The organism is Paraburkholderia unamae, assembly GCF_003096875.1.
Lineage (GTDB): Bacteria > Pseudomonadota > Gammaproteobacteria > Burkholderiales > Burkholderiaceae > Paraburkholderia > Paraburkholderia unamae.
Genome location: NZ_QEOB01000019.1, coordinates 167,490 through 180,003 on the forward strand (window position 1 = coordinate 167,490; position 12,514 = coordinate 180,003).

The 12,514-nt window shown below is 65.2% G+C and carries 12 protein-coding genes; 3 read left to right on the forward strand and 9 right to left on the reverse strand.

Annotated features, from left to right (window positions below):
- Positions 1-12: 12 nt before the first annotated feature.
- Genes C7402_RS33400 through C7402_RS33410 form a run of 3 tightly spaced genes read right to left on the reverse strand, consistent with a single transcriptional unit; the run spans position 13 to position 3,109 of the window.
- Positions 13-732, reverse strand: coding sequence for a histidine phosphatase family protein (locus tag C7402_RS33400; protein WP_116613671.1), 720 nt, complete (start codon positions 730-732; stop codon positions 13-15).
- A gap of 20 nt (positions 733-752) precedes the next feature.
- Positions 753-1,541 carry an oxepin-CoA hydrolase, alternative type gene (locus tag C7402_RS33405; RefSeq protein WP_116613672.1) on the reverse strand — a complete coding sequence of 263 codons (789 nt, stop codon included), beginning with the start codon at positions 1,539-1,541 and terminating at the stop codon, positions 753-755.
- Positions 1,538-3,109 (reverse strand): 3-hydroxyacyl-CoA dehydrogenase, encoded by a 1,572-nt coding sequence (locus C7402_RS33410; protein ID WP_116613673.1) that lies wholly within the window; start codon positions 3,107-3,109, stop codon positions 1,538-1,540. Before C7402_RS33410 ends, C7402_RS33405 begins: the two co-directional genes overlap by 4 nt.
- Positions 3,110-3,217: 108 nt before the next feature.
- Between C7402_RS33410 and C7402_RS33415 the strand changes: the two genes are divergently transcribed.
- Entirely contained in the window at positions 3,218-3,859 is a 642-nt protein-coding gene (locus C7402_RS33415; RefSeq protein ID WP_116613674.1) for a glutathione S-transferase family protein, read from the forward strand.
- 70 nt (positions 3,860-3,929) lie between these two features.
- Here the strand turns inward: C7402_RS33415 and C7402_RS33420 are convergent, their stop codons facing one another.
- Both C7402_RS33420 and C7402_RS33425 read right to left on the reverse strand, forming a co-directional pair.
- A complete protein-coding gene (locus C7402_RS33420; protein WP_112174241.1) occupies positions 3,930-5,120 on the reverse strand; it encodes a pyridoxal phosphate-dependent aminotransferase in 1,191 nt (396 codons plus the stop codon).
- 100 nt (positions 5,121-5,220) lie between these two features.
- On the reverse strand, positions 5,221-5,736 hold the full coding sequence (locus C7402_RS33425) for a putative toxin-antitoxin system toxin component, PIN family (protein ID WP_112174366.1): 516 nt from the start codon (positions 5,734-5,736) through the stop codon (positions 5,221-5,223).
- 65 nt (positions 5,737-5,801) lie between these two features.
- On the opposite strand from C7402_RS33425, the gene yaaA reads away from it, so the two are divergent.
- Both yaaA and C7402_RS33435 read left to right on the forward strand, forming a co-directional pair.
- Positions 5,802-6,596 carry a peroxide stress protein YaaA gene (gene yaaA / locus C7402_RS33430; protein WP_112174240.1) on the forward strand — a complete coding sequence of 265 codons (795 nt, stop codon included), beginning with the start codon at positions 5,802-5,804 and terminating at the stop codon, positions 6,594-6,596.
- A gap of 59 nt (positions 6,597-6,655) precedes the next feature.
- Positions 6,656-7,819 carry a M14 family metallopeptidase gene (locus C7402_RS33435; RefSeq protein WP_112174239.1) on the forward strand — a complete coding sequence of 388 codons (1,164 nt, stop codon included), beginning with the start codon at positions 6,656-6,658 and terminating at the stop codon, positions 7,817-7,819.
- Between the two features lie 107 nt (positions 7,820-7,926).
- On the opposite strand, the gene C7402_RS33440 is transcribed toward C7402_RS33435, so the two are convergent.
- The 4 genes from C7402_RS33440 to C7402_RS33455 all read right to left on the reverse strand — a co-directional run bounded on the left by C7402_RS33440 (position 7,927) and on the right by C7402_RS33455 (position 11,847).
- Positions 7,927-8,589 (reverse strand): BspC domain-containing protein, encoded by a 663-nt coding sequence (locus tag C7402_RS33440; protein WP_116613675.1) that lies wholly within the window; start codon positions 8,587-8,589, stop codon positions 7,927-7,929.
- 226 nt (positions 8,590-8,815) lie between these two features.
- Positions 8,816-9,490 (reverse strand): energy-coupling factor ABC transporter permease, encoded by a 675-nt coding sequence (locus C7402_RS33445; protein ID WP_112174365.1) that lies wholly within the window; start codon positions 9,488-9,490, stop codon positions 8,816-8,818.
- Between the two features lie 10 nt (positions 9,491-9,500).
- Complete coding sequence (locus C7402_RS33450; RefSeq protein WP_116613676.1) at positions 9,501-10,436, reverse strand: helix-turn-helix transcriptional regulator; 936 nt, start codon at positions 10,434-10,436, stop codon at positions 9,501-9,503.
- A gap of 196 nt (positions 10,437-10,632) precedes the next feature.
- Positions 10,633-11,847, reverse strand: a complete 1,215-nt coding sequence (locus C7402_RS33455; RefSeq protein ID WP_116613677.1) for a DUF2863 family protein — start codon at positions 11,845-11,847, stop codon at positions 10,633-10,635.
- Positions 11,848-12,514 lie beyond the last annotated feature (667 nt).

Sequence of the window (12,514 nt, forward strand, 5' to 3'; positions counted from 1 at the left end):
GGCCGCCGCGCGCTACGCGCCCGGTCGATAACGCAGGTACTGCGCGTAAAGCATCTCCATCGTCGTGTTGCGGACCTCGCTGTGCAGCGGCGAGGGCGGCGCGTAGTTGAGCGTGCGCACGACCCAGTCGCGCGGCGCGCTGCCGACATCGAGCGCGTTGATGCAGCCCGTGGCCTGCGCGAGATGGCCGAAGAACGTGCGGCCGCCCGCCGTGATCGCGTGCGAGAGAATCGCGCGGTTCACGCCGCCGTGCAGCACGAGCAGCGCCGTGTCCCATGCGGGATCGTCACGCAGCGCGCCCAGCGCCGGCAGCACGCGGTCGAGCAGCTCGCCGATGGTCTCGCCGCCCAGAAAGCGCGTGTCTTCGGGCACGATGCCGTCGAACACGCGCAGGAACGCATCGCCGACTTCGGCGGGCGTAATCGAGGCGAGGCGCCCGCCGCGAATCTCCTCCCACGCGGGCTGCACTTCGAGTTCGACCGACTGGCCCGTTGCCGCGAGCACGTGCTGCGCGGTTTCGACCGTGCGGCGCAAGCCGCTCACGATCACACGATCGAAGCGCACGCCCTGCGAGGCGAACGCCTCGCCCGCCGCGCTTGCCTGGGTGCGGCCGTTCTCGTTGAGCGGCACGGTGTCGGGGTCGATCGCGCGACCCGAGTCGTCGAAGTAGGTGACGTCGCCGTGCCGCATCAGATAAATGCGGCGGCGCTTGGGCAACTGGTATTCGCTCATGGGCGTGTCGGTCTCGCGTTTTACTTGTAGACGGGGGCGCGTTTCTCGAGGAACGCCGAAATGCCTTCGAGGCCGTCGCGGTGGTGCAGCGACGCGACGAAGCTGTCACGTTCGGAGGCGAGCTGCGTTTCGAGCGGCTGCGTGTCCGCCCCGTTCGTGAGGCCCTTGATGCGCGCCACCGAGTTGGGCGAAATCTTCGCGAGCTCGTCGGCCCAGGCGAGCGCCGTGTCGAGCGCCGTCTGCGGCTTCGCGAGCCGGTTCACGACACCGAGCTCGGCGAGACGCGCCGCGCCAATCGGCTTGCCTTCGACCATCAGTTCGAACGCGAGCGAGCGTGGCAGCGAGCGGGCGAGAAACCACGAGCCGCCGCCGTCGGGCGTGAGGCCCACGCGCGAATAGGCCATCACGAACTTCGCGTCGTCGGCGGCGACGAGCAGGTCGGCGGCGAGCGCGAGCGAAAAGCCCGCGCCGGCGGCCGCGCCTTCCACGGCTGCGATGATCGGCTTGCTCGACTGGCGCATGGCCGTGACCCACGCGGCCAGCATGTCGATGCTGGCGGCCTGCACAGACGGATCCTTCGCGCGGTTTTCCAGCAGGCGGTTCAGATTGCCGCCCGCGCAGAAGAAGTTGTCCGCGCCGGTGAGGACGATCGCGCGCAGCGACGAATCGCGCTCGGCGGCGTCGAAGGCCTCGATAGCGGCGGCGTACATGTCGGGGTGCAGCGCGTTGCGCGCGCCCGGGTTCGACAGCGTAAGAACGAGTGTCGATTCGTGACCTTGCGGGCGGGTGCTGCGGAGTTCGGCGCTCATTGCGGTGCCTCGTTCGATGCGTTGATGTCGGTTGCTTCGGATGCTTCTGCGCGCGTCAGCGAAAGGCCGAGCTGCGCGCGGCGTGCGAGCCATGGCGAAGGGCGATAGCGCGGATCGCCGAGCACGGTGTGGATATTGCGCAGGATCGTGAGGATCGTGCTCGCACCCAGCGCGTCGCCGAGCGCGAGCGGGCCGCGCGGGTAGCCCAGGCCGAGCGTGACCGCGAGGTCGATATCGCACGGCGTGGCGATCTGCTTTTGCGCGATATCGCAGCCGATGTTGACGATGGTCGCGACGATGCGCTGCGCGACGAAGCCTGTCGAATCGCGGATCACCGTGACGGGCACGCCGTCGGCGGCGAAGAGCGCGTGGCCGGCGTCGCGCGAGGCGCGCGTGGTGGCGGGCGTCGTCATCAGCGTGCGGCGCTTCGCGGTGTCGAGCGGGAACAGCGCGTCGATGGCGACGACGCGGCGCGCGTCGAGTTGCTCGTCGAGCGCGGCGGTCGTGGCGTCGAGGCCGAGCGGCGCGATCACGATCAGCGCGTCGGCGGCGGGCGTCTCGGCATCGTCCACGGGCACACCCGCTTGCGCGGCGAGCGCGATCACGGCGTCACGCGCGGCGGCGTGGCGGCGGCTCACCCACACGCGCGCGGGCAGGACGGTGGGCGCGGCCGGTTCGTCGGGCGCCTGCTGCTTGCCGTCGACATAGCGATAGAAGCCTTCGCCTGTCTTGCGGCCGACGAGTCCGCCCGCAAGCCGCACGCCGGTAATAGGCGAGGGTGTGAAGCGCGGCTCCTCATAGAACTGGTGATAGATCGACTCCATCACCGGATGCGAGACGTCGAGCGCGGTCAGGTCGAGCAGTTCGAACGGCCCGAGCCGGAAGCCCGCCTGCTCGCGCATGATGCGGTCGATCTCGACGAAGCTCGCCACGCCTTCACCGGCCACGCGCAGGCCTTCGGTGTTCATGCCGCGGCCCGCGTGATTGACGATGAAGCCCGGCATGTCCTTTGCGCGCACCGGCGTGTGGCCCATACGGCGCGCGAGCGCCATCAGCGCGTCGCCGGCGGCGGGGTCGCTGCGCAGGCCGTCGATCACTTCGACCACCTTCATGAGCGGCACGGGGTTGAAGAAGTGATAACCCACGACGCGGGCCGGGTCGCTGCAAGCGGCGGCGATGGCGGTGATCGACAATGAGGAGGTGTTCGAGGCGAGCACGCAACGCTCACTCACCACGGTTTCGAGTTCGCGAAAGAGTGTGCGCTTCGCTTCGAGGTTCTCGACGATCGCCTCGATCACGAGATCGCAGCCCGCGAGTTCGTCGAGCGTATGCGCGCCGCTCACGCAATCGAGCGCGGCCTTGGCGGCGGGCTCGTCGAGCTTGCCTTTTGCCGCGAGTTTCGCGAAGGTGTCGGCGAGATAGTCGCGCGCGGCGGCGATGGCCTGGGGGTTCGTATCGTAGAGGCGCACCGCAAGGCCCGCCTGCGCGGCGATCTGGGCGATGCCGCGGCCCATTGCGCCGGTGCCGACGATGCCGATTGTCTCAATGTTGAAATGATGTGAAGTCATTGGAAGCCTGGCTCCATGATTGGCCTAGAATAGCACGGTCGTACAATTTTATGAAAATGGTTCGGCGGCGCCGCCACGCGTAGCGCCGCTTTCAAGGAGGCAATGAGGATGATCAAGCTGCATGGTTTCGCGCTCTCGAACTACTACAACAAGGTCAAGCTCCTGTTGCTCGAGCATGACATTCCGTTCGAGGAGGTGACAACGAAACTGCCGCTCGACGAGGCGCTGCTCGCGCAGTCGCCGGGCGGCAAGGTGCCGTTTATCGAAACCGAACAGGGTTTTCTGTGCGAGTCGGAAGTGATCGTCGAGTATCTGGCGGCGCGCTTTCCGGACAAGCGCATTTTCGTGGCGGACCCGTGGCAGGCGGCGAAAGAGCGCGAACTCATCACGTTCATCGAGACGCACCTCGAACTCAACGCGCGTGAGCTTTACGGCGAGGCGTTCTTCGGCGGGAAGGCGAGCGACGAGGTCAAGGCCGCGATGGAGAAGCGTCTGCGCCGCTATGTGGCGAGCTTCAAGCGGCTCGCGAAGTTCGCGCCTTACGTGGCGGGCGAGCAGTTCGGCGTGGTGGATGCGGCGGCGTTCGTGAGCCTGCCGCTCGTGGGCCGCGCGACGCAGGCGGTCTATGGCAGTGACTTCCTCGCCGATGCGGGCATCGACTGGAAGACGTATATCAAGCTGATCGGCGAGCGGGCAACGGCGCAGCGCGTCAACGCCGACCGCAAGGCGTACATCGAAGCGAGCGCGTAAGCGCGGCGAGACTGCGCGCGATGATCGGGAACGCTTTGCCGTTCGCGGATTCATCGCGCGCACAAGGGCGTCAGAGCCGGGCGAGCCGCTCGAGCGCGGTCGCGAGCGTGCTCTCCTGCTTGGCGAAGCAAAAGCGCACGACGCCCGATTCGTGCGGCTCGTGATAGAACGCCGACACAGGAATGGCGGCCACGCCGATTTCCGTCGTGAGCCACTTCGAGAATTCCGCCTCGGGCAGATCGCTGATCGCCGAGTAGTCCACGCACTGGAAGTAGGTGCCGGTGCACGGCAGCAGCTTGAAGCGTGTGTTGGCGAGACCGGCGCGGAAGAAGTCGCGCTTTTTCTGATAGAACGCGGGCAGTTCCAGATACGGTTTCGGATCGCGCAGGTATTGCGCGAGGCCGTACTGCATCGGCGTGTTCACGGTGAACACGTTGAACTGGTGCACCTTGCGGAATTCCGCCGTGAGCGGCGCGGGCGCGGCCACGTAGCCCACCTTCCAGCCGGTCACGTGATAGGTCTTGCCGAAGCTCGACACGATGAAGCTGCGCGCGGCCAGTTCGGGGTAGCGCGCCACGCTCTCGTGCGGCTGGCCGTCGTAGACCATGTGCTCGTACACCTCGTCCGAGAGGATCAGCACGTTGGTGCCGCGCACGATATCTTCGAGCTTTTTCATGTCCTCGGCGCGCCACACCGTGCCCGTCGGATTGTGGGGCGTGTTGATGAGGATGAGGCGCGTTTTCGGCGTGATGGCCGCGGCGAGGCGGTCGAACGGAATCGCGTAGTCGGGCGCTTCGAGCGTCACGAACACGGGCTTGCCGCCTGCCAGCTCGATCGACGGCAGATAGCTGTCGTAGGTCGGTTCGACCACGATCACTTCGTCGCCTGCGTGCACGGTCGCGAGAATCACCGTGAGCAGGGCCTGCGTGGCGCCCGCCGTTACGGTGATCTCGCTGTTGGCGTCGTAGCGGCGGCCGTACACCTGCTCGATCTTGTCCGCGATCGCCTCGCGCAGCGCGCCGACGCCCGCCATCGGCGGGTACTGGTTGTGGCCCTCGCGCATGGCTTGCGCGACCGCGTCGACGATGCGCGTGTCGCAATCGAAGTCGGGAAAGCCCTGGCCCAGGTTCACCGCGCCCTTTTCGGCGGCGAGCGCGCTCATCACGGTGAAGATCGTCGTGCCGACATTGGGCAGACGCGACGGAAAAGAGGGCGTGAGCAGGGTGTCCTGCGAATTCTGCGTGGGATGCGGTGCGTTCATGTCGCGGGCGGTCAAGGGACGTGGGAACGGGAAAGGTTGATTGTAGGCAAATCGGCGCGGCTGCGGGGCGCAGGGCGGGCGCGCTCGCTTTATCAGGCTATTAGGCCTGCGCCGCTACCGTGGCGCCTGGCACGCATTCGGCGACAAACACGTCGGGTGTCGCGATGCGAAAGCCGAAGTCGCGCGCCACGCGCCGCGCAAGCTTGAGCACCGCGCGATCTTTCGAGACGAGCCACTGCGCGCCGCTTGCGCGCGTGAGTTCGAGAAACTTCTGGTCGTCGCGGTCGCGGCATTGCGGCAGGGGCCGCACGTCGGCGGGCAACTCGGGCAATTCGACCGGCTCCACGAGCGCGGCCAGCGCGGCGAGGGCGTCCGCCTTCTCGACGCCGCGTCCGGCGAATTGCGGGTAGTCGAGCACGTGGGCCAGTTCGGCCTGGCAGCGTGCGTCGATCAGCGCCCGGAGCGCGCCGCGCTCGAGTGCCGCGCGAATCGGGCGCGTGTGCGGATCGTCGAACACGAGAATATCGAGCCAGACGTTCGAGTCGAGTACCACGGGAAGCGCCGCGGCGGCGGCGCAAGAGAGGGGGGCTGAGGTTGGGGGCGTGAGGCCGGTCATTCGTGAATTCGCTACAATCGGGCTTTCGCCTTTGAACATCGGCACGCTCGTGCCTGCAAGCCTCTATGATAATCGTTCTGTCGCCGGCCAAATCGCTCGACTATGACACGCCGGCGCACATCGAAACCCACACCATCCCCGATTTCGTCGACGACGCGGCCGAACTCATTGCCGGCCTGCGCCGCCTCTCGCCGCAGCAGATCGGCTCGCTCATGAGCATCTCCGACCCGCTCGCGCGTCTGAACTTCCAGCGCTATGCCGACTGGTCGAAGCAGTTCAGCCAGGTCAATGCGAAGCAGGCCGTGCTGGCGTTCAACGGCGACGTCTACGAAGGCCTGGATGCGAAATCGCTCTCGCTGGCCGATCTCGACTATGCGCAGCAGCACGTGCGCGTGCTCTCCGGGCTCTACGGTCTGCTGCGTCCGCTCGATCTGCTCCAGCCTTATCGCCTGGAAATGGGCACGCGTTTCGAAAACGCGCGCGGCAAGGATCTCTATGCTTTCTGGGGCGAGCGCATCACGCACGCGCTCAACGCGCAGATCGAGCACAACCACGCGAAAGCGGCCAGCGGCGCGCGCGTGCTCGTGAACTGCGCATCGAACGAATACTTCAAGGCCGTGAAGCCGAAGCAACTCGCGGCGCCTGTCATCACGCCCGTGTTCGAGGACTGGAAGGGCGGCCGGTACAAGATCATCAGCTTCCACGCGAAGCGCGCGCGCGGGTTGATGGCGCGTTATGCGGTGGAGAACCGCATCGCCGAGCCCGAGGCGCTCAAGGCGTTCGATGTGGAAGGCTACGCATTCGATGCGGACGCATCGAATGATTCGACCTATGTATTTCGTCGGCGCATCGCCGAGTGATTGACCCGATCGACCCGATCTACACGATACGTGACCCGGCCAGCGGGAAGGAAACTACCATGACGATTGCCATCTCCAGCCAGTTCGATGCGGGCGCGATCGAGGTTCTGTCGTGCGAACGCGCTGACGATATCCGCTTGCGCGTGCGGGCGGACAACCAGTCGGAATTCGCGCAGTGGTTCTATTTCCGTTTGTCGGGCGTGCGCGGCGAGCGGTGCGTGATGACGTTCGAGAATGCCTCGGCCTGCGCGTTTGCCGAAGGCTGGCGCGACTACCAGGCCGTGGCGAGCTACGACCGCGTGAACTGGTTCCGCGTGCCGACCACGTACGACGGCAAGCAGTTCGTGATCGACCACACGCCCGACTTCGACAGCATCTATTACGCGTACTTCGAGCCGTACAGCGAGGAGCGTCACGCGGAGTTCCTCGGTGCGCTGCAACAGCTGCCGCAAGCGGCGCTCACCGAACTGGGCCAGAGCGTGCAAGGCCGGCCGATGTCGCTGCTTTCGCTCGGCATGCCCGGCGACACCGCGCCCGACGGCAAGCCCAAGAAAACGGTCTGGATCATCGCGCGCCAGCATCCGGGCGAGAGCATGGCTGAGTGGTTCGTGGAAGGCCTCGTCAAGCGCCTGGCGGGCTGGGGCGACTGGGCGGGCGATCCGGTCGCGCGCAAGCTCTACGACCGCGCCGTGTTCCATATCGTGCCCAACATGAATCCGGACGGCAGCGTGCTCGGCAATCTGCGCACCAATGCCGTGGGCGCGAACCTGAACCGCGAATGGATGGAGCCGGACGCGCAGCGCAGCCCCGAAGTGCTGGCCGTGCGGGACGCGATCGAGGCTACGGGTTGCGATCTCTTCTTCGACATTCACGGCGATGAGACGCTGCCTTATGTGTTCGTCGCGGGCTCCGAGATGCTGCCGGGCTTTACCGACCAGCAGCGCGTCGAGCAGAAGGCGTTCATCGAGGCATTCAAGGTGGCGAGTCCCGACTTTCAGGACAAGCATGGCTACGAGGCGAGCCGTTATCGCGAAGACGCGCTCAAGCTCGCTTCGAAGTACATCGGCCATCGTTATGGTTGCCTCTCGCTCACGCTCGAGATGCCGTTCAAGGACAACGCCAATCTGCCTGACGAGCGGGTCGGCTGGAACGGCGAACGCAGCGCCGCTCTTGGCGCCGCCATGCTGCAAGCCATCCTGCATCACGTCGAAACGTTCGCCTGATGCGCGCGGGTAGGTGACGCGGGTAGGTGACGCAAGTCACGCCCGCATGAAGAAAGGGGAAGCGGTCTGGCCGCTTCCCCCTTTTTGTTTCAGATTCTCTCGCGGCTTCAGTGAGCCGTCGTGGACTTCTTCTTCGAAGCGGTTTTCTTCGTCGTGGATTTGCTGGCCGGCTTTGCGCCGCTGCTCGACGACTTGTGGCTCGACTTGCTCGACGTCGCCTTCTTCGAACCCTTGCCGGTGGCCTTCTTCGTCGAATGCTTGCCCTTCACATGAGCGGTGCCGGTCGAGGCCGTGCTGCGCTCGCTGTGCGCGCGCGCCGGCGGCACCGGATCGTTCCAGCTGAATGCGAGCATCTGCTGGCCCACATAGCCACAGCGAAACTTCAGGTCGTAGGGCGAGTTGCCGCTTTCCTTCGGAATACCGATACCGTCGACGGTCACGATCGTGTCGACTTTCACGCGCTGCTTGCCTTCATCGAACGAGTCGTTCCACGGCGTCACGCTCGCGTGCGCAGTGTCGAATGAACTGGGCGGGAACTCGACGTGATCGAGCGCCGCGGAGGTGTTCGCGACGAAGTCGCCGTGCGCCGCGCAATCCGCGACGAGCGGATCGGCGTGCATCTGGGTGACGAACTGGGTGACGAGATCGTTGTGCCGATCGAGTTGATCGGCTTGGGCGGCGGGCGCGGCGATGAGCATAAGGCTCGCGGCGCACGCGGCCAGTTGGCCGGCTACGATCAGCAGCCGGCGGGATGCATGGTTGCAGTCCATCTGCTTCTTACGGAAGAGGGGTGTGACGTCAGGCCAGGTAAGATGCCGCGCGATGGGGATGAGTTCAATCTGGAAACAATTATTTTCGCGCGTCTGACACAAGTGTTTGGAGCAGACGCCGCGCCGCGCGTACGGCAGCGGCCCGATCGCGACCTGTCGTCGCGCCCGGCGCCTTGGGCTGGCGCGCGAGCGGGGAGATCGATCCGGGTGCTATTTCAGGCGACGCTCAGGTGCGCGGGCCGCCCAGGCGATAGCGGCGTACGTCATACGTGGTGACCCACGCGGGCCGATAGACGGCGATCAATGCCGTTGCCATGCCGGTGAACCAGGCTTCGCCGGACGCGAGCAAAAATACGCTGAATGCATAGCCCGCCGGCACAGTGAGCGCCGAGCCGCTGTTGAGCGCGACATGGGTGCCGAGCGCCAGATAGGCGGCGGCAGAAACGGCGATAGCGGGCGACACGAAACCCTGGCCCACGATGAACATGAAGAGGTTGCGCGGCAGCCACGCCGTGAAGGCGCGTTGCAGCAAGGCCGAAATCAAGACCGGAAAGGCGCCGAATACCAGGAAGGTCAGGGCGACCCCTTCCCATGTAGCGTCGAAGACCAGCGCCGCGAGCCCGACGACGGCGCCCATGGCGACGAGCGCGAGCCCCCAGTCGAATAGCGTGACCACGAGCGTGGCCCCGAGCAGGTGCAGCACGGTGCCGTCTTCGAGCCACGCGTTGCTCGCCCACAGCACGGAGATCGCGACGACGATCGCAAGCCACACGTGCTGGAGCGTTGCGTCCTGAAGACGCTTGAAGGGGTTCTTCCATAGCGCGAACGCGAGCAGGCCCACGGTGACAATCCATGCACCGATAGCGGCCCAGAGCGGAAGCGGTGTAAATAGGAACCCCATGTGCTTCATATTACTCGTTGGAAGGCAAACCGTGTGTGCGAGCGGGCAATGGCGTTTCCTCCGCGGGGCTTTCAGCGGCCTCGCCAGGCTGTTCCAGCACCACCTGCTGCGCCGGCGCCGGGTCGCCGTAGGGTGCGTCCGGCTCCGCGGCGATGGGCAGCGGCTCCACACTGTCGCCTGCCAGCAACGGATAGCGGAACGTCAGGGCCTCGCGTGTGCGCAAGGGCACCGGGCCGTGCTCGCCGTGCTTCGGTTTGGGCGCTCGCTCGGCCTGGGCGCGCAGCACCTGTAGCTGGTTCGCAAGCAAGCCGTTATAGATCGCCACCGCCGCCGCGCGATTGGGCGCACCGAGTTGCTGAAAGATGCTTGTTAGATGGACTTTCACCGTGCCCTCGCTGATGCCTAGCGCTCGCGCGATCATCTTGTTCGTGTTGCCCATATGGACACAGCGGAGGATCTGCTCCTGGCGCGGCGAGAGATGGACCTTCGGCCGCAGCTTGCGGGCTTGCGCGGCACTCTTGGCGTTGCGCCGCGGTGGCAGCGGCCACGGCGCGTACGGGCCGAGCACATCGGCGGGCAAATGGTCGCCGCCGAGCAGGATGAGCTCCAGAAACTTCACGATCAGAATGGAATCCGTGGTGCGGCGGATGATGCCGCGCGCGCCTTCGTCGATGAGCGCCCGCACGGTAACGGGTGTTTCCGTGCCATCGATCAGCACCGCAACGGGCAGGCTGCGATGCCGCGCAACGAAGTGGCGCAACTCACCTGCACGTATGCCGTCGTGCCAGTCGATCGCAATGAGGTTGGGCGTGAAGCGTTGCATTGCGCGCTCGGCGCTGCGCCAGTCCGGCGCGTCATTGAAGCGTGCGCGACGATCGATTTGTCTTAACAGCGCCTTGAGCCCTTCGCGCCGTTCGGCGTCCGGATTGAGTACAACGAACCGCATGGGTATGCCCTCCTCTCGTTGACAGCCTCTCGAAATGTTGTGCACCGCGCACCGCTTCTATATGGCGGTGAACCAGACCAACAGCACCATGATGGCAAAAAGGTTGCGCGCTGGCGGCCTGTCCAAAAGGCATAAGACATAGGGCAAAAAAAAGTCCCGCACACAGGCGGGACCGGGTAGGAATTCTGGAGTTGTCTTAGTGGAAGTGTGGCTGTACGGGCTCAGCATCTTCCGGCATCTCGGCGTGGACGATCTCGCCTAGTGGATCCGCATACAGCGGCACGCCGCAGTCATCGCAATATTCCGGCTCGAAACGGCCCGCGTGGCGACGGATGTCGGTGATGCCCGATTCCTTCAGCAGCGCAACGATCTCTTCGAGCGGACCGCTGCTCACGTTTTCCTCGGTCGGTTCCTCGTCGATGTCGGCGTCGCCGTTCTCGCGGCCATAGAGCGGCCAGACCACGCCGTACAGCACGTCATTGCTGCCGCGCTTCGTGAAGCCGATGCGGTATTCGTCGATGCGGCGTTCGCCGAAACCCGCGACCACGGCGCGCAGGTCCTGGGCGCCGGCGCCGATCGTGTCGAGCAGGTAGCGCACGGCGGTGCGGATGGTGTGCGGGCGCACGCGTTCGTCCGCGTCGCGGCAGGCGGAGTAATAAGCGTCCGGGAGCAGGCATTCGAACTCGCAGCCGGGCATGACGACGGCAAGGTTCGCGCCGCCCTGGGTCGCCCACTGCTCGAGGCACTGGCCGCGCTCGATGCGCGAGCCGCCTTCTTCTTCCTGCCAGCGAAAGAGCGGGGCGCCGACCGGCGCGGCAACCACGGCAAGCAGGAAGCGCGGATCGGCGAGGATCGGCGACGTTTCGGGCAACTCGCCCTGACTGATCTTCGCCGGGCCGCCGCTTAGCGCCGCTTGCGAGAGTTGCTGCGCGAGCCGCCAGGTCTCGACATGGTGGCGCGGCAACTGGTCGATGCTATAGAGATAAGGCGCCATCGCCACGCGCGTGCCGCTTGCGAGCACATGGGCCTGGAGGTGCGTGCGCAGGGCGTCGGACGCGTCGACCTTCAGCGGACCCGAAGGAATCACGTAGCGCGTCCAGGCGAGCACCGGCGCGGCGACGAGCAGTGCCTCATATTGCGCGCCTTCGTGTTCGACGATGAACGATTCGCTGTGCGTTTCGGCCATATCGGCGAGCGCGCCGTACGCGTCTGGGTGGTTCTGCTGCAAATGATCGAGCGCGGCGTCGAGCGTAGTCTGATTGCCGTTGCGCACGACTTTCGCGAGCAGCGTGTCGAGCTTGGCCTCCCAGAAGCGGTCTTCGGTGCGGCTGCCCGAGGCGAACAGGGCGAGCGACAGGCCGACGAGCTTGTCGGCGTCAGGAGGGAGGCGTTTGGCGATTCGCGAGCGCATAAATCTGTGAGTTGGGGGGCAGAGAACCCCATATTCTAGTCGGTTCCGTGCGCGCCATCGGATTGGGGAGCAGGGGCGCGTCGGATGGGCGCGGGCGCGATGCCGGAACGCGGCTGCGATCCGGCCGCCAGGCGCTGGCCGGAGGGGGTATGACGACTGCTATATAGTGCGCTTGTGGCGGCGCACTTGCCTCTCACTTGCCTTTCATTTGCCCGTTTGCTAGCGCGTCAAAAAACCGCTTGCAAGATGTCACTTGCGTGACTAGAATTCCGGTCTTTCGCGCTTTCGATGAAGGCGCGGGGGAGACGGGAAGCCCAGGCGAAAGCCTTGTGGCGACTGGGTCTGCGGGCGGTTCGAAGTTAAGCGGCAGGTTAAGCGAAGTAAAAAAACCTGTTGACAGATCGCCCGGTAGTCTTCATAATCTCATTTCTCTGCTGCTGACGCAGCAACGCAGAAAGAAGCCGGTAGTCAAGCAGTTCTAACGGCAACTTCGCGATCGATCTTTAAAAATTTACAGCCGATAAGTGTGGGCGCTTGATGCGGTGATGCGGCCTGACCTTGTTCTTCGGAGCGAAGTCGGGAGTAGCGAAAGTATCAAGAGTCTCACACTAAAGTAAGTCAGGTTTTTGAATTTATTCAGAACCTGTCAGCTTTGAGTGAGCGACTG